The organism is Pseudomonas sp. Pc102 (genome assembly GCF_018408275.1).
GTDB lineage: Bacteria > Pseudomonadota > Gammaproteobacteria > Pseudomonadales > Pseudomonadaceae > Metapseudomonas > Metapseudomonas tohonis.
Map to the genome: position 1 here is coordinate 6,210,142 of NZ_AP021905.1, position 14,581 is coordinate 6,224,722.

The following is a 14,581-nucleotide window of genomic DNA, read 5'->3' on the forward strand; positions in this document are numbered from 1 at the left end:
TATGGCTAGCGACTTCCCTGCATGGGCCTCGGCCCACGGACGTATGGATCGCCCCGTCCTGCCATCCAATGGCAAGCGACCGGCTCTTGGCCGGTCGCTGGGTATCACAGGTAGCTGTTGAGGATCTGGTCGACCAGGCCCTCGGCGCGCATCTTGTCCAGCGCGTCCTGCAGGCGCTTGACCACCTCGTCGGGGGTCTCCTTGTTCAGCGCCAGGAACAGCTCGGCCTTGTTGAAGCGCAGCACGGTCTTCAGGCCCGAGACGCCTTCCTGCTTGGCCAGGTAGCGGCCGGCGGGGTCACCGGTGGCCCAGAGGTCGATCTGGCCTTTCTCCAGCTTCTTGGCGTTTTCCTGGTCACGCAGGGAGGTGGTGGCCTCGATGCCTTTCTCGGCCAGGGCCTGGGAGATGGCATCGCCCTTGTAGGCGCCGACCTTGTATTGCTTGGCCTGCTCCAGGCTGGTGAGGCTGATGGTGCTGTCGCCACGGGCGAGCAGGACCCAGTCGTCGGGGCCGATGGGGCCGACCCACTTGAAGGACTGCTCGCGCTCCGGCAGGCGGGCGGTGACGAAGATGCCGTAGTCGGGCTTCTCCAGCGCCAGCTTGTAGATGCGGTCCCACGGGAAGCGCAGGGTCAGGTTGTACTTGATGCCTGCGCGCTTGAACATTTCCTTCACCACGTCCACGGCGATGCCGTCGACGTTGTCTTCCTGAGCGAAGTTCTTTCCGTTGATCGCCATGTTGTAAGGCGGGAAATTCTCCGTCAGCAGCACCACCGAGTAATTCTCATCCACATCGGCGCGGGCGAATCCGGCCAGCACCATGAGAGTGCCCGCCAGAGCGAGCAGGAGGCGTTTCGACATATACAACTACCTTGTAAGGAGGGATGGGAAAAACCGCTGATTCGGTCCCCGTGGGTACAGGGTAACGACGTCAGCCGCCCAGGCTGCGAACCGGATCACGGTTGCAGCCGAAGCTCAATTAAAGGCAAGAATCGTGCTCAACGCACGACGATGCCGCGACTTGCGAGATAGGCCTTGGCTTCCGGCACGGTGAATTCGCCGAAGTGGAAGATGCTCGCCGCGAGGACCGCGTCGGCCTTGCCTTCGAGAATGCCGGCCGCCAGGTGCTCCAGATTGCCCACGCCACCGGAGGCGATCACCGGGATGCCGACGGTTTCGCTGATGGCCCGGGTGACGCCGAGGTCGTAGCCGCTCTTCACGCCGTCCTGGTCCATGCTGGTCAGGAGGATCTCGCCGGCACCCAGCTCTTCCATCTTCTTCGACCAGGCCACGGCATCCAGGCCGGTGGGCTTGCGCCCGCCGTGGGTGAAAATTTCCCAGCGCGGCGTTTCCCCGGGCGCGGAAACCTTCTTCGCATCGATGGCGACCACGATGCACTGGGAACCGAAGCGCGCGGCGGCCTCGCCGACGAACTCGGGGTTGAACACCGCGGCGGTGTTGATCGAGACCTTGTCGGCCCCGGCGTTGAGCAGGTTGCGGATGTCCTGCACGGTGCGCACGCCACCGCCCACGGTCAGCGGGATGAACACCTGGCTGGCCATGCGCTCCACCGTGTGCAGGGTGGTGTCGCGGCCATCGACGCTGGCGGTGATGTCGAGGAAGGTGATCTCGTCCGCGCCCTGCTCGTCGTAGCGACGGGCGATCTCCACCGGGTCGCCGGCGTCGCGGATGTTCTCGAACTTCACGCCCTTGACCACGCGGCCGTTGTCCACGTCGAGGCAGGGGATGATGCGTTTAGCCAGGGCCATGCTTTTTCTCCGAAAAACAGCTGCAGGCTGCAAGCGGCAAGCTTCAAGAGCGAGCCAGGGCCAGCAGCGCCGTTACGTGTCGCTTAAGGCTTGCCGCCCGTCGCTGCATCGCAGAAGGCCTGGGCCTCGGCGACGTCCAGGGTGCCTTCGTAGATGGCGCGACCGGTGATGGCGCCGATGATGCCGGGGGCCTTGGCGGCCAGCAGCTTCTCGATGTCACCCAGGTTGTGGATACCGCCGGAGGCGATCACCGGGATGCGGCTGGCGGCGGCCAGGGCCGCGGTGGCCTCGACGTTGCAGCCCTGCATCATCCCGTCCTTGGCGATGTCGGTGTAGACGATGGCGGAGACGCCATCGGCCTCGAAGCGACGGGCCAGGTCCACGGCCTGCACGGTGCTGACCTCGGCCCAGCCGTCGGTGGCGACGAAACCGTCCTTGGCGTCCAGGCCGACGATGACCTTGCCCGGGAAGGCCTTGCACGCCTCGGTGACGAATTCCGGCTGCTTCACCGCCTTGGTGCCGATGATCACGTAGCTGACGCCGGCCTTGACGTAGTGCTCGATGGTTTCCAGGGAGCGGATGCCGCCGCCGATCTGGATCGGCAGGTTCGGGTAGCGCCTGGCGATGGCGGTGACCACCTCGCCGTTCACCGGCTGGCCTTCGAAGGCGCCGTTCAGGTCCACCAGGTGCAAGCGGCGGCAGCCACCCTCCACCCACTTGGCGGCCATGCTCACCGGGTCATCGGAGAACACCGTGGAATCTTCCATGCGGCCCTGGCGCAAGCGCACGCAGGCACCGTCCTTCAGATCGATTGCGGGAATAATCAGCATGTCTTTTTTCCTAACGTCAAAAAGAGCGACAAGTTGCGAGCCTCAAGCTGCAAGCAGGCGCATTCGTGTCTCTTGCAGCTTGGCTGCCTGTCGCTTTCAGCTACCTTTTTCGAGCGCCCACAAATCACTCTCGATGCTTTCGAACCTGTCTTTCAGGTGCGCCTGCACATCGGAGATCGCCTTGTTGTAGAAACTCGGGGCGAATTCCCGGGCGAAGAAATCCAGTACTTCCTCGGCCTCGAAGGAGCCCAGCTCCAGCTCGAAGCGCTCCGCCATGAAACGCTTGATCGCCAGCACGGCGCCTTGCGTCTGGGCGGCATCGAGTTGCAGGACGGGGGCTTTCTTCGCGCGGCTCATGGCTTACCAGCGGCCATCCCAGGCGGCGAAGTTCTGCAGCAGCTGCAGGCCGTTGGTGTGGCTCTTCTCGGGGTGGAACTGCACGGCGAAGCGCGAGCCTTCGGCCAGCGCGGCGGCGAAATCCTTGCCGTAGTGGCCGCGACCGGCCACCTGGCGCGGGTTGCCGGCCTCGATGTAGTAGCTGTGCACGAAATAGAAGCGGCCGTGGTCGGGAATGCCGTGCCAGAGCGGGTGGTCCAGGGTACGGGCCACTTCGTTCCAGCCCATGTGCGGCACCTTCAGGTGCTCGCCGTCCTCCACCATGCCCTTGCCGAAGAAGCGCACCTTGCCGGGGAACAGGCCGATGCAGTCGACCCCGCCGTTCTCCTCGCTGTGCTCCAGCAGCGCCTGCATGCCGACGCAGATGCCGAGGAAGGGACGGTCCTTGCTCACTTCGCGCACCAGTTCGTCGAAGCCCAGGCGGCGGATCTCGGCCATGCAGTCGCGGATCGCACCCACGCCGGGGAAGACCACGCGGTCGGCCTCGCGGATGACGTTGGCGTCGCTGGTGACCATCACCCGCCCGGCGCCCACGTGCTCCAGGGCCTTGGCAACCGAGTGCAGGTTGCCCATGCCGTAATCGATGACAGCGACCGTCTGCATCAGAGCACGCCCTTGGTGGAAGGCATCTGGCCGGCCATGCGCGGGTCGAGCTCGATGGCCATGCGCAGCGCGCGGCCGAAGGCCTTGAACACGGTCTCGATCTGGTGGTGGGTGTTGTGGCCACGCAGGTTGTCGATGTGCAGGGTCACCAGGGCATGGTTGACGAAGCCCTGGAAGAACTCCTGGAACAGGTCGACATCGAAACCGCCGACCACGGCGCGGGTGAAGGGCACGTGCATCTGCAGGCCGGGGCGACCGGAGAAGTCGATCACCACGCGTGACAGCGCTTCGTCCAGCGGCACGTAGGAGTGGCCGTAGCGGACGACGCCCTTCTTGTCGCCGATGGCCTGGGCGAAAGCCTGGCCGAGGGTGATACCGACGTCTTCGACGGTGTGGTGGTCGTCGATATGCAGATCACCCTTGCACTCGATGTCCAGGTCGATCAGCCCATGGCGGGCGATCTGGTCGAGCATGTGCTCGAGGAAGGGCACGCCGATGTCGAAGCGCGCCTTGCCAGTGCCATCCAGGTTGATCGAGACCTTGATCTGGGTCTCCAGGGTGTTGCGTTCGACGGATGCCTTACGTTCGGCCATCACCAGCTCCGCAAAAATCATTGGGCAAAAGGGGCGACATTATAGGCCGAGAATGCGACGGGCTTGAAGCCGATCGGCGGGAGGACTGCAGGAGGGCTGAAACGCACGGGGCCGACATGATGTCGGCCCCGGCGATTCACAGGCGTGGCACTCAGCTGAACAGCGCGGCTGTCTTCTGCAGGGTGATCCACACGCCCCAGGCCAGCGGCAGGCCCACGGCCAGCCAGGCGGCGATCACCAGCGGCTTGCTGGACGGATCGGCCGCCCACTCGAGGTCCGCGGCTTCCTTGGTGGCGTCATGGCCGATGGCGCGCTCGGCGGCCAGCTCGGCGTCGGTCATGAAGTGCTTCGGATCGACCGGGCGCACCAGCATGTTGCAGATGAAGCCCAGCACCAGCAGGCCGGCGAGGATGTACAGGGTGATGTCGTACGCGGCGGCACGCTCGACGCCGATGCTCAGCTGGTATTCGCGGATGTAGTTCACCAGCACCGGGCCGAGGATGCCGGCGAAGGCCCAGGCGGTCAGCAGGCGACCGTGGATGGCGCCGACCATCTGGGTGCCGAACAGGTCCGCCAGGTAGGCCGGCACGGTGGCGAAGCCGCCGCCGTACATGGACAGGATCAGGCAGAAGCAGAACACGAAGAACGCGACGCTGCCCAGGTGACCGGTCCAGGGCACCAGCGCGTAGAGCACGAAGCCGAGTGCGAAGAACACGAAGTAGGTCGCCTTGCGGCCGATCAGGTCGGAGAAGGACGCCCAGAAGAAGCGGCCACCGATGTTGAACAGGCTCAGCAGCCCGGTGAAGCCCGCGGCGATGGCGGCGATCTGCGCCAGCTGCGCGGCATCGAGCTGGTTGAAGCTCAGGTGGTTGCCGATCAGCTTGCCGGCGAAGACTTCCTGCAGCAGCGGGGAGGCCATGCCGATGATGCCGATGCCGGCGGAGACGTTGAGGCACAGCACCGCCCAGACCAGCCAGAACTGCGGGGTCTTCCACGCGGTGTTCACGTGGACGTGGCCCTTGGTGATCATCGCGTTGTTGACGCGTTTCACCGGCGCGGTCCAGCCCTTGGGCTTCCAGCCGGTCGGCGGCACGCGGTAGGCCAGGGCACCACCGACCATGAAGACGAAGTAGATCGCCGCCATGACCACGAAGCTCTGCCACACGCCGACGCTTTCAGCGCTGGCGAAGTGGTTCATCAGCTCGGCGGCCAGGGGCGCACCGACCATCGCGCCACCGCCGAAGCCCATGATCGCCATGCCGGTGGCCATGCCGCGCTTGTCCGGGAACCATTTGATCAGGGTCGACACCGGCGAGATGTAGCCGAGACCGAGGCCGATGCCGCCGATCACGCCCAGGCCTACCCACATCAGCCAGATCTGGTGGATATAGACGCCGAACGCCGCGATCAGCAGACCGCCGCACCAACAGAAGGCCGAGACCAGGCCCGCCTTGCGCGGCCCGGCATGCTCCAGCCAGCCGCCCCAGACGGCGGCCGAGCAGCCGAGGAAGATGAAGAACAGGGTGTAGATCCAGCCGAGCATCGAGATCTGCCAGTCGCAGTCGCTGGCGAAGACCTGGGCGAAGAAACCCAGCTCGGGGGCACAGGCGACCGGCGCGCTGATGCCGATGGCCTTGGACAGGGGCAGCCAGAACACGGAGAAACCGTAGGCCATGCCGATGCAGAGGTGGATGGCGAGGGCTGCCGGCGGAACCAGCCAGCGGTTGAAGCCCTGTCGGGCCACCGTCCGTTCCTTCGACAGGAACGCAGGCCGGACGTCACTGCCCGGACTCAAGGTACTGCTCATTGATTATTTATCCTTTATAGGTGCACGCAGGTGGGCGGCCCGTACGAAACTGGTTGCTCCCCAAGCACGGGCCACACGCAAAACCGCAAGTCCCACGAGACTGCGGCATTGCGTCGCGTATTATCCCGCCGTCACCGCCCGCGCCTCAATAAGGACTCGCATGCCCGTCATCGTCGAAACCCCCAGCACGATCAGCGATCAGGACAGGAACGACCTCGCCCGCATCTACGCCGACGCCCCCGATTGGCTGTTCGCACCTTTTGCCGGGACTGAGCACCTGGTCACATCCGCGCTGGCAGAAGGCAGCCTGATCACCGGCCGCTTCAACGATCGCCTGCTCGGTGCCGCGCTGCTGCGCCGAGGCGAAAGGCACTGGCAGCTCTCGCACCTGTGCGTCCGCGCCATCACCCGCCAGCGTGGCGTGGCCCGGCGCCTGCTCGACGAAGCCCGGCGCATGGCCCGCGAGGCCGGCTGCGAGCTGCAGCTGGCGGCCCCCGCCGACCACCTGGAAAGCCAGGCCCTGGCCGCCCGCACCCACCTGCCGCTGGTCGGCTTCTGAGCCTCAGGCCGTCGCGGCGCCCTCCGTCGCGCGGCCCAGCCACCCCAGCCAGGCGAGGCTGCCCAGGCAGAACCCCGCCAGCGCCACAGCCAGCCACCAATACCCCGGCGCCAGCCAGGCGGCCCAGCCCAGGGCCAGCCCGGCCATCGCCACCAGGCGCATCGCCTCGACTCGCCACAGGTGGCCGCGCCCCTCGAACAGCAACCCCAGGCTCAGGCAGCCGGAGAGGATCGCCAGCACAAGCAGCCAGGGCTCCCACACCGCCGCGCGGCGCACGCAGGCGAGAAACCCCAGCGCCAGCAGGTTGATCGCCAGGAACTGCACGAAGGCGTAGGCCACCAGCTGGCGGGGGTAGTTGGCCTCGAAGCGCGCCTCGGTCATCACTGGCCAGGGCCGTTCGCGCACATCCGCCGGGCGCCAGCCGGTAGGCATCCACCACAGGCGCAGCTTGTCCCACCAGGAGCGCGTCGCCCGGGCGTCGGCCCAGAGCAGCCGCCACCAACTGAACTGCAGGCGGATCGGGTCGAAGGTGCGCACCGGCGTGGTCACGCCGTAGATCACCGGCTCGCGCTCCTTGGTGAAGGTGCCGAACAGCTTGTCCCAGAGGATGAACACGCCACCGTGGTTGCGATCGATGTAGCAATCGTTCTGGCCATGGTGGACGCGGTGCAGCGACGGCGTCACCAGCACCTTCTCCAGCCAGCCGAGGCGCCCCACGTGCTGGCTGTGGATCCAGAACTGGTAGGTGAGCTGCACGCCCAGCAGCACCAGGAACAGCGGCAATGGCAGCCCGAGCAGCGCCAGGGGCAGGTAGAACGGCCAGTCGAAGGCGGTCTGGAAGGCCCCCTTGCGCAGCGCGGTGGAGAGGTTGAAGTCCTCGCTGGAATGGTGCGGCTGGTGCGCGCCCCACAGCAGGTTGTAGCGATGCAGGGTGCGGTGGGCCCAGTAGAAGCAGAAATCCACCGCGACGAAGCCCCCCAGCCAGACCCAGGGCGAGGCCGCATCCAGCTCCAGCAATCGTCCGTGCTCGTAGAGCCAGGCATAGGGCAGCACCAGCAGCAGGCGCAGCGGCCCTTCCAGCAGCACCCGCAGCACGGCGGTGTTGATGCTGGTGGCGGCGTCCGCCAGGCGGTAGGTGGAGCGGCCGGAATACCGCTCGTAGGCGAGCTCCAGCAGCATCAGCAGGATGTAGAGCGGGAAGGCCAGCACCGCCACGTTCATGGGCACCTCGTCATCGTCATACCGGTGACGGCCAGACTAGATCAGCGCCACGCCGCCCTTCCCGGCCGCTCGCGCCAAACGGTGGTGCGACGCGCGCCAGGTCCGCCGGGCAGCCGGTGAACCGCCGGGCGATTTCATCATCCAAACACCTGACCTCGCGGGCGCTATACTCGGCGCCCTCAATCCAAATGCATCCACCACAAGGACTCGTCCATGAAATCCATCGGCAAACTCCTGGGCCTCCTTCTCCTCGGACTGTTGCTGATCGTCGTGGCGCTGGGCTTCGCCCTGACCCACCTGTTCGACCCCAACGACTACAAGGACGAGATCCGCCAGATCGCCCGCGACAAGGCCAACCTGGAACTCGACCTCAAGGGCGACATCGGCTGGAGCCTGTTCCCCTGGCTGGGCCTTGAGCTGCACGACACCACCCTGGCCAGCGCCGCCAGCCCGGACAAGCCCTTCGCCGACCTCGCCATGCTCGGCCTCTCCGTGCGCGTGCTGCCGCTGCTGCGCAAGGAAGTGCAGATGAGCGACATCCGCGTCGAGGGCCTCAACCTGACCCTGGTGCGCGACGAGAAGGGCCACGGCAACTGGGAAGACATCGGCCGCCCGGCCCAGGCTTCCCAGGCCGCGCCCGCCGACGCCGCCAAGCCGGGCGCCCCGGGCGATACCCCGGCCCAGCAGCCCGACAGCGCCCCGGCACGCCCGCTGAAGCTGGACATCGACAGCCTCACGGTGAACAACGCCCGCGTCGACTACACCGATGCCAAGACCGGCAAGCAGTACAGCGCCGAAAGCATCGAGCTGACCACCGGCGCCATCCGCGAAGCCGCCAGCATCCCGTTCAAGCTCACCGCCTTCTTCGGCAGCAACCAGCCGCTGATGCGCGCCAAGACCGAACTGGCCGCCAACCTGCGCTTCGACCGCGCCCTCAAGCGCTACCAGCTCGAAGACGCCAGGCTCAACGGCGAAGCCTCCGGCGAGCCGCTCAAGGGCAAGACCCTCACCTTCAACGCCCAGGGCCAGCTGCTGGCCGACCTCGCCGCCAACGTCGCCGAGTGGAACGGCCTGAAGCTCTCCGCCAACCAGCTGCGCGCCCTCGGCGAACTCAAGGTCCACGACCTCGACAAGACCCCGCGCCTGGAAGGCGGCCTGTCCATCGCCCAGCTCGACTTGCGCGAGTTCCTCGCCGGGCTCGGCGTCGAACTGCCGCCCATGCAGGACGCCGGCACCCTGAAGAAATTCGAGATGGCCGCCAAGCTGGCCGGCACGCCCTCCAGCCTCGCCCTGGAACAGCTCAACCTGAAGCTCGACGACAGCACCTTCAGCGGCCGCCTGGCCATCGCCGACCTCGACAAGCAGGCCCTGCGCGTGCAGCTCAAGGGCGACAAGCTCGACCTCGACCGCTACCTGCCGCCGCAGAAGAAGGACAAGGACGCCAGCGCCCGCCAGGCCGAAGTGCAAGGCGCCGTCGCCGCTGCTGGCCAAGCCGGCACCACGCCGCTGCCCGACAAGCCCACCCAGCAGGCCTGGAGCGAGGAACCGGTACTGCCGCTGGAGACCCTGCGCAAGCTCGACCTGGAAGCCGACCTCGCCTTCGGCCAGCTGACCTTCGACAAGCTGCCCCTGGGCGACGCCCGCCTCAAGGCCCGCGGCAAGGGTGGCCTGGTCGAACTGGAACAGCTGCGTGGCGCCCTCTATGGCGGTGACTTCGACGCCAAGGCCAGCCTCGACGTGCGCCCGCCGGTGCCGCTGATCACCGCGCAGAAGCGCGTCAACCACATCCCGGTGGAGAAGATCCTCACCGCCCTGGAACAGAAGCCCCCGGTACGCGGCGCCCTGGACCTCACCGCCGACATCCGCACCAGCGGCAACAGCCAGAAGGCCTGGGTCGACGGTCTCAACGGCACCGCCAGCTTCGTCCTGAACGACGGCGCGCTGCTCGACGCCAACCTCGAACAGCAGCTGTGCCAGGGCATCGCCACGCTCAACCGCAAGGCCCTCACCACCACCTACAGCGGCAAGGAAACCCCCTTCGAGCAGCTGCAGGGCAGCCTGGTGTTCAACAACGGCGTGGCCAGCAACCCCGACCTCAAGGCGCGCATCCCCGGCCTGTCGCTGAGCGGCAACGGTGATGTGGACCTGCGCGTGCTCGGCCTCGACTACCGCGTAGGCATCGTCATCGAGGGCGACAAGGGCGAGATGCCCGACCCGGCCTGCCAGGTGAACAAGCGCTACGTCGGCATCGAATGGCCGCTGCACTGCCGTGGCCCGCTGGAGATCGGCGCCAAGGCCTGCCGCCTGGACAAGGACGGCATGGGCAAGATCGCCGCCAGGCTGGCCGGCGACAAGATCAGCGAGAAGCTCGAAGAGAAGCTCGGCGACAAGGTCAGCCCGGAACTCAAGGACGCGCTCAAGGGGTTGTTCAAGCGATGAGCCCCGAGCAGTTCTCCAGCGCCGTCCTCGACTGGTACGACCGCCACGGGCGCCATGACCTGCCCTGGCAGCTCGGCATCACCCCGTATCGCGTCTGGGTCTCCGAAATCATGCTGCAGCAGACCCAGGTCAGCACCGTGCTCGGCTACTTCGACCGCTTCATGGCCGCCCTGCCCACCGTGCGCGATTTGGCCGAAGCCCCCGAGGACGAAGTGCTGCACCTGTGGACCGGCCTGGGCTACTACACCCGCGCGCGCAACCTGCAGAAGACCGCGAAGATCGTCATGGAACGCCACGGCGGCGAGTTCCCCCGTGACGTCGAGCAGCTCGCCGAGCTGCCCGGCATCGGCCGCTCCACCGCCGGCGCCATCGCCAGCCTGTCCATGGGCCTGCGCGCGCCGATCCTCGACGGCAACGTCAAGCGCGTGCTGGCCCGCTACGTCGCCCAGGAGGGCTACCCGGGCGAGCCCAAGGTCGCCAAGCAGCTGTGGGCGGTCGCCGAGCGCTTCCTGCCCCACGAACGCGTGAACAACTACACCCAGGCGATGATGGACCTGGGCGCCACCCTCTGTACCCGCAGCAAGCCCAGCTGCCTGCTGTGCCCCCTGCAGAGCGGCTGCCAGGCGCACCTGCTCGGCCTGGAGATCCGCTACCCGATCCCCAAGCCCCGCAAGGAACTGCCGCAGAAGCGCACCCTGATGCCCATCCTGGCCAACCGCGAAGGCGCCATCCTGCTCTACCGTCGCCCCTCCACCGGGCTCTGGGGCGGGCTCTGGAGCCTGCCGGAGCTGGACGACCTCGCCGCCCTCGAACCTATCGCCAGCCAGCACGCCCTGAGCCTGGGCGAGCGCAAGGCGCTGCCGGAACTGACGCACACCTTCAGCCACTTCCAGCTGGCCATCGAGCCCTGGCTGGTGCACGTGGAGGGTGACCAAGGCGCCGTGGCCGATGCCGACTGGCTCTGGTATAACCTCGCCACCCCGCCGCGCCTGGGCCTCGCCGCCCCGGTGAAGAAGCTGCTCAAGCGCGCGGCCGATGTACTGAATGCAGGAGAAAAGCCATGACCCGCACCGTCAAGTGCCGCAAATACAACGAAGAACTGCCCGGCCTCGAGCGCCCGCCCTACCCCGGCGCCAAGGGCGAGGACATCTTCAACAACGTCTCCAGGCAAGCCTGGGACGAATGGCAGAAGCACCAGACCCTGCTGATCAACGAGCGACGCCTGAACATGATGAACGCCGAGGATCGCAAGTTCCTCCAGGCCGAGATGGACAAGTTCTTCTCCGGCGAGGAATACGCCAAGGCGGACGGCTACGTCCCCCCGAGCGCGTAAGCGCCCGTAAAGGCTGAAAATTTTTTTCGAAACACGCTTGACGACCCCCGATGAAATCCGTTTAATAGCGCCCCGTTGCCCAGGTAGCTCAGTTGGTAGAGCAGGGGATTGAAAATCCCCGTGTCGGCGGTTCGATTCCGTCCCTGGGCACCACCTTCAAGCTTTCAGGTGGTGCCGGCATCAGCTGAAAGCAAACGAAAAACCCGCCTAGTGCGGGTTTTTTGTTGCCTGCGATTTTCCTCCGGCACGTGCCATCCGGGTTTCGGATTGAACGCCTGCACCGCGGGCACGCTCGAAACAGCATGACCCCAGGAGGTGCCCCATGACCGGAAAAGACGACCTGCCCGCGGACAGGGACCCGCACAAGCCCGGACGCGACCCCGAGCCCGTCGACCCGGACCGCGACGATGGCGAGCAGCCGCGCGACCCGGACGAGTCGCAGGTGGAGTGAAGGGCCTCAGCCCAGGGGCAGCACCAGGCTGAAGGTGGCACCCTCGCCCTTCTCGCTGGTGACGTCGATGCGCCCGCCGTGGGCCGCCACGATCTGCTCGGAGATGTACAGGCCGAGCCCGAGGCCGGCGATCTTCTCCGAGCCGTTGACCCGCTCGAACTGCTGGAAGATGCGGCGCTGGTCGGCCGGCGAGATGCCCACGCCCTGGTCGATCACGTCCACCCAGGCTTCGCCCCCTTCCGCCCGCACCCGCACCCGCACCGGCTTGCCCGGCCCATAGCGCAGGGCGTTGCTCAGCAGGTTGCTGATCACCTGCTCGATGCGGAAGGCATCCCAGACGCCATGCAGCTCGCCTTCCACCTCCAGGCCGAGCTCGCAGCCGGCGCTCTGCATCTGCTGCTCGAAGTTCTCGGTCACGTTGCGCACCAGCCGTCCCAGCTCGGTGCGTTCGGGGCGGATGGACAGCTTGCCGGTGCGGATGCGCGAGACGTCGAGCATGTCCTCGATCAGGCGGATCAGGCTCCTGATCTGGCGCTCGTCACGGTCGAACATGGCCTTGAGCTTGTCCTCGGTGAAGACCGCCGAGTTGCCCTTGGCCAGGTACATCTGGCGCAGCTGGGTGTCGAGGATCAGGCCGTTGAGCGGCGTGCGCAGCTCGTGGGAGACGATGGACATGAAGTCGTCGCGCATCTGCACCGCGCGCTGCAGCTCGGCCTGGGTGGCGCGCAGCTCGGCCAGCAGGGCGTCCTGCTCGCGACGGCCCTGCTCCAGGGCCTCCAGCTGGCAGGCCATGAGCTTGCGCTGGCGGTGCAGCTCGACGAACACCGCCACCTTGCTGCGTACCGCATGGTTGTCCAGCGGCTTGTAGAGGAAGTCCACCGCGCCGCTCTCGTAGCCCTTGAAGGCGTAGTTGAGTTCGCGCCCGGCAGCGCTGACGAAGACGATGGGGATGTGCTTGGTCTTCTCCGTGCCGCGCATCAGCTCGGCCAGCTCGAAGCCGTTCATGCCCGGCATCTGCACGTCGAGGATGGCCAGGGCGAACTCGTGCTCCAGCAGCAGCGCCAGCGCCTCGTCGGCGGAGCCGGCCTTGTACACCCCGCGCCCCTCGCCCTTGATCAACGCCTCCAGCGCCAGAAGGTTTTCCGGCAGATCGTCGACGATCAGCAGCTTGCTCGTTTGGCTAGTCGGCATGGGAGGGGTCCAGTTGGGCCAGGAGTGCGCGAATGCCGCGCAACGGAAGGATGTAGTCGGGCACGTGAGAGGCCAGGGCAGCTTCGGGCATGGTGGGCACCTGCGCCTCGGCCGGGTCCTGGACGATGCTCAGGCCGCCGGCGCGCTTGATCGCGGCGAGCCCGGCGGCACCGTCCTGGTTGGCACCGGTGAGCAGCACGCCCGCCAGCCGCTCCTGGTAGCTGTCCGCAGCCGACTCGAACAGCACGTCGATCGAAGGCCGCGAATAATGCAGCGGCTCCTCGCGACTCAGGGAGAAACTGTGGTCGCTCTCGATCGACAGGTGATAGCCGGGCGGTGCGAAGTACAGCGTGCCGGGGCGCAGGTCCTCCTTGTCCTGGGCCTCCTTGACGCGCAGCGCCAGGCGCCGGCCGAACAGGTCGGCCAACAGGCTGTCGCGGGATTCCGGCAGGTGCAGCACGCAGACCAGGGGCAGGCCGTAGCCGGCGGGCAGCCCGCTGAATACCCTCAGCAAGGCCTCCACGCCACCGGCGGATGCCCCGACCACCACTGCGTCCCGCTTCTGCGCGTTCATAGTTTTCGGAAGACCCTTTCCTGGCGGTTGAGCGCTTCGAAGCGTCCGGAATAGGCGGAGAAGTCCAGGCTCTCCTTGCTACCCAGGCCGAGGAAGCCCCGGTGGCACAGCGATTCGTGGAACAGGCCCAGGGCCCGGTCCTGCAACTGCTTGTTGAAATAGATCAGCACGTTGCGGCAGGAGATCAGCTGGGTCTCGGAGAACACCGCGTCGGTCGCCAGGCTGTGGTCGGCGAAGGTGACGTTCTCCCGCAGCGACTTGTCGAACAGCGCGCCGTCGTACGCCGCAGTGTAGTAATCCGACAGCGACCCGCGCCCGCCCGCCTTGCGATAGTTCTCGCTGTACTGGCGCATGTCGTCGAGGGAGTAGATGCCGCGACGGGCCTTCTCCAGCGACTGCGGGTTGATGTCGGTGGCATAGATCAGGGTGCGTTCCAGCAGCCCCTCCTCGTGCAGCAGGATGGCCAGGGAGTGCACTTCCTCGCCCGTGCTGCAGCCGGCGATCCACACCTTGATGGAGGGGTAGGTGCGCAGGATGGGCACCACTTCCTGGCGCAGGGCGAGGAAGTAGGACGGGTCGCGGAACATCTCGCTGACCGGGATCGTCAGGTACTGCAGCAGCTCGTGGAATGCCTGGGCGTCGTGGATGATGCGTTCCTGCAGCGCCGAGATGGTGGCGCAGTCGAACTGGCGCAGGGCGTAGAGCACGCGACGCTTGAGGGACGCGCCCGAATAGTCGCGGAAGTCGTAGCTGTACTTCAGGTAGATCGCCTCGATCAGCAGGCGCAGCTCGATTTCCTGGGTGCGTTCGGACATC

16 protein-coding genes and 1 tRNA gene are annotated in these 14,581 nt (G+C 66.6%); 6 read left to right on the forward strand and 11 right to left on the reverse strand.

The genetic code is table 11. The annotated features are described in order from the left end of the window. Positions 1–104 precede the first annotated feature (104 nt). The 7 genes from PHLH3_RS28255 to PHLH3_RS28285 form a co-directional block, all read right to left on the reverse strand. On the reverse strand, positions 105–860 hold the full coding sequence (locus PHLH3_RS28255; RefSeq protein WP_173170984.1) for an ABC transporter substrate-binding protein: 756 nt from the start codon (positions 858–860) through the stop codon (positions 105–107). Between the two features lie 137 nt (positions 861–997). Next, positions 998–1,768 carry an imidazole glycerol phosphate synthase subunit HisF gene (gene hisF, locus PHLH3_RS28260; RefSeq protein WP_111260738.1) on the reverse strand — a complete coding sequence of 257 codons (771 nt, stop codon included), beginning with the start codon at positions 1,766–1,768 and terminating at the stop codon, positions 998–1,000. Positions 1,769–1,851: 83 nt separating this feature from the next. Continuing rightward, positions 1,852–2,598 carry a 1-(5-phosphoribosyl)-5-[(5-phosphoribosylamino)methylideneamino]imidazole-4-carboxamide isomerase gene (hisA, locus tag PHLH3_RS28265; RefSeq protein WP_213626855.1) on the reverse strand — a complete coding sequence of 249 codons (747 nt, stop codon included), beginning with the start codon at positions 2,596–2,598 and terminating at the stop codon, positions 1,852–1,854. Positions 2,599–2,694: 96 nt separating this feature from the next. Further along, on the reverse strand, positions 2,695–2,955 hold the full coding sequence (locus PHLH3_RS28270) for a DUF2164 domain-containing protein (protein ID WP_213626857.1): 261 nt from the start codon (positions 2,953–2,955) through the stop codon (positions 2,695–2,697). A gap of 3 nt (positions 2,956–2,958) precedes the next feature. Then, the gene (gene hisH, locus PHLH3_RS28275) at positions 2,959–3,597 is read right to left on the reverse strand and encodes an imidazole glycerol phosphate synthase subunit HisH (RefSeq protein WP_213626859.1); all 639 of its coding nucleotides are present in this window, start codon (positions 3,595–3,597) and stop codon (positions 2,959–2,961) included. Then, on the reverse strand, positions 3,597–4,190 hold the full coding sequence (gene hisB / locus PHLH3_RS28280; RefSeq protein WP_111260742.1) for an imidazoleglycerol-phosphate dehydratase HisB: 594 nt from the start codon (positions 4,188–4,190) through the stop codon (positions 3,597–3,599). The genes hisH and hisB overlap by 1 nt, the downstream gene beginning before the upstream one ends. Positions 4,191–4,341: 151 nt before the next feature. Further along, positions 4,342–5,997, reverse strand: a complete 1,656-nt coding sequence (locus PHLH3_RS28285) for an OFA family MFS transporter (protein ID WP_213626860.1) — start codon at positions 5,995–5,997, stop codon at positions 4,342–4,344. A gap of 160 nt (positions 5,998–6,157) precedes the next feature. Between PHLH3_RS28285 and PHLH3_RS28290 the strand changes: the two genes are divergently transcribed. Then, complete coding sequence (locus PHLH3_RS28290) at positions 6,158–6,556, forward strand: acetyl-CoA sensor PanZ family protein (protein ID WP_213626862.1); 399 nt, start codon at positions 6,158–6,160, stop codon at positions 6,554–6,556. Between the two features lie 3 nt (positions 6,557–6,559). On the opposite strand, the gene PHLH3_RS28295 is transcribed toward PHLH3_RS28290, so the two are convergent. Then, the gene (locus PHLH3_RS28295; RefSeq protein ID WP_213626864.1) at positions 6,560–7,777 is read right to left on the reverse strand and encodes a sterol desaturase family protein; all 1,218 of its coding nucleotides are present in this window, start codon (positions 7,775–7,777) and stop codon (positions 6,560–6,562) included. Between the two features lie 213 nt (positions 7,778–7,990). On the opposite strand from PHLH3_RS28295, the gene PHLH3_RS28300 reads away from it, so the two are divergent. From PHLH3_RS28300 to PHLH3_RS30745, 5 genes are all read left to right on the forward strand, one after another. Next, positions 7,991–10,216, forward strand: a complete 2,226-nt coding sequence (locus PHLH3_RS28300) for an AsmA family protein (RefSeq protein WP_213626866.1) — start codon at positions 7,991–7,993, stop codon at positions 10,214–10,216. Beyond that, on the forward strand, positions 10,213–11,280 hold the full coding sequence (gene mutY / locus PHLH3_RS28305; protein WP_213626868.1) for an A/G-specific adenine glycosylase: 1,068 nt from the start codon (positions 10,213–10,215) through the stop codon (positions 11,278–11,280). Before PHLH3_RS28300 ends, mutY begins: the two co-directional genes overlap by 4 nt. Beyond that, positions 11,277–11,549, forward strand: a complete 273-nt coding sequence (locus PHLH3_RS28310) for an oxidative damage protection protein (protein ID WP_173170964.1) — start codon at positions 11,277–11,279, stop codon at positions 11,547–11,549. The genes mutY and PHLH3_RS28310 overlap by 4 nt, the downstream gene beginning before the upstream one ends. Positions 11,550–11,626: 77 nt before the next feature. Next, positions 11,627–11,702, forward strand: a tRNA-Phe gene (locus PHLH3_RS28315). 169 nt (positions 11,703–11,871) lie between these two features. Further along, positions 11,872–12,000 carry a hypothetical protein gene (locus PHLH3_RS30745; protein ID WP_280527443.1) on the forward strand — a complete coding sequence of 43 codons (129 nt, stop codon included), beginning with the start codon at positions 11,872–11,874 and terminating at the stop codon, positions 11,998–12,000. Between the two features lie 6 nt (positions 12,001–12,006). Here the strand turns inward: PHLH3_RS30745 and PHLH3_RS28320 are convergent, their stop codons facing one another. The 3 genes from PHLH3_RS28320 to PHLH3_RS28330 are packed head-to-tail and all read right to left on the reverse strand — an operon-like array spanning position 12,007 to position 14,580. Further along, positions 12,007–13,191, reverse strand: a complete 1,185-nt coding sequence (locus PHLH3_RS28320) for a hybrid sensor histidine kinase/response regulator (protein WP_213626869.1) — start codon at positions 13,189–13,191, stop codon at positions 12,007–12,009. Beyond that, positions 13,181–13,765, reverse strand: coding sequence for a chemotaxis protein CheB (locus PHLH3_RS28325; protein ID WP_213626871.1), 585 nt, complete (start codon positions 13,763–13,765; stop codon positions 13,181–13,183). Before PHLH3_RS28325 ends, PHLH3_RS28320 begins: the two co-directional genes overlap by 11 nt. Then, a complete protein-coding gene (locus PHLH3_RS28330) occupies positions 13,762–14,580 on the reverse strand; it encodes a protein-glutamate O-methyltransferase CheR (RefSeq protein ID WP_173170951.1) in 819 nt (272 codons plus the stop codon). The genes PHLH3_RS28325 and PHLH3_RS28330 overlap by 4 nt, the downstream gene beginning before the upstream one ends. Position 14,581: the final 1 nt, after the last annotated feature.

Bases quoted from the DNA above. Each gene is read 5' to 3' on its own strand.
- hisH (WP_213626859.1), bottom strand. From the start codon at position 3,597: ATGCAGACGGTCGCTGTCATCGATTACGGCATGGGCAACCTGCACTCG.
- PHLH3_RS28285 (WP_213626860.1), bottom strand. From the start codon at position 5,997: ATGAGCAGTACCTTGAGTCCGGGCAGTGACGTCCGGCCTGCGTTCCTG.
- PHLH3_RS28310 (WP_173170964.1), top strand. From the start codon at position 11,277: ATGACCCGCACCGTCAAGTGCCGCAAATACAACGAAGAACTGCCCGGC.
- hisB (WP_111260742.1), bottom strand. From the start codon at position 4,190: ATGGCCGAACGTAAGGCATCCGTCGAACGCAACACCCTGGAGACCCAG.
- PHLH3_RS28330 (WP_173170951.1), bottom strand. From the start codon at position 14,580: ATGTCCGAACGCACCCAGGAAATCGAGCTGCGCCTGCTGATCGAGGCG.
- PHLH3_RS30745 (WP_280527443.1), top strand. From the start codon at position 11,872: ATGACCGGAAAAGACGACCTGCCCGCGGACAGGGACCCGCACAAGCCC.
- PHLH3_RS28255 (WP_173170984.1), bottom strand. From the start codon at position 860: ATGTCGAAACGCCTCCTGCTCGCTCTGGCGGGCACTCTCATGGTGCTG.
- mutY (WP_213626868.1), top strand. From the start codon at position 10,213: ATGAGCCCCGAGCAGTTCTCCAGCGCCGTCCTCGACTGGTACGACCGC.
- hisA (WP_213626855.1), bottom strand. From the start codon at position 2,598: ATGCTGATTATTCCCGCAATCGATCTGAAGGACGGTGCCTGCGTGCGC.
- PHLH3_RS28295 (WP_213626864.1), bottom strand. From the start codon at position 7,777: ATGAACGTGGCGGTGCTGGCCTTCCCGCTCTACATCCTGCTGATGCTG.
- PHLH3_RS28325 (WP_213626871.1), bottom strand. From the start codon at position 13,765: ATGAACGCGCAGAAGCGGGACGCAGTGGTGGTCGGGGCATCCGCCGGT.
- PHLH3_RS28320 (WP_213626869.1), bottom strand. From the start codon at position 13,191: ATGCCGACTAGCCAAACGAGCAAGCTGCTGATCGTCGACGATCTGCCG.
- PHLH3_RS28300 (WP_213626866.1), top strand. From the start codon at position 7,991: ATGAAATCCATCGGCAAACTCCTGGGCCTCCTTCTCCTCGGACTGTTG.
- PHLH3_RS28290 (WP_213626862.1), top strand. From the start codon at position 6,158: ATGCCCGTCATCGTCGAAACCCCCAGCACGATCAGCGATCAGGACAGG.
- hisF (WP_111260738.1), bottom strand. From the start codon at position 1,768: ATGGCCCTGGCTAAACGCATCATCCCCTGCCTCGACGTGGACAACGGC.
- PHLH3_RS28270 (WP_213626857.1), bottom strand. From the start codon at position 2,955: ATGAGCCGCGCGAAGAAAGCCCCCGTCCTGCAACTCGATGCCGCCCAG.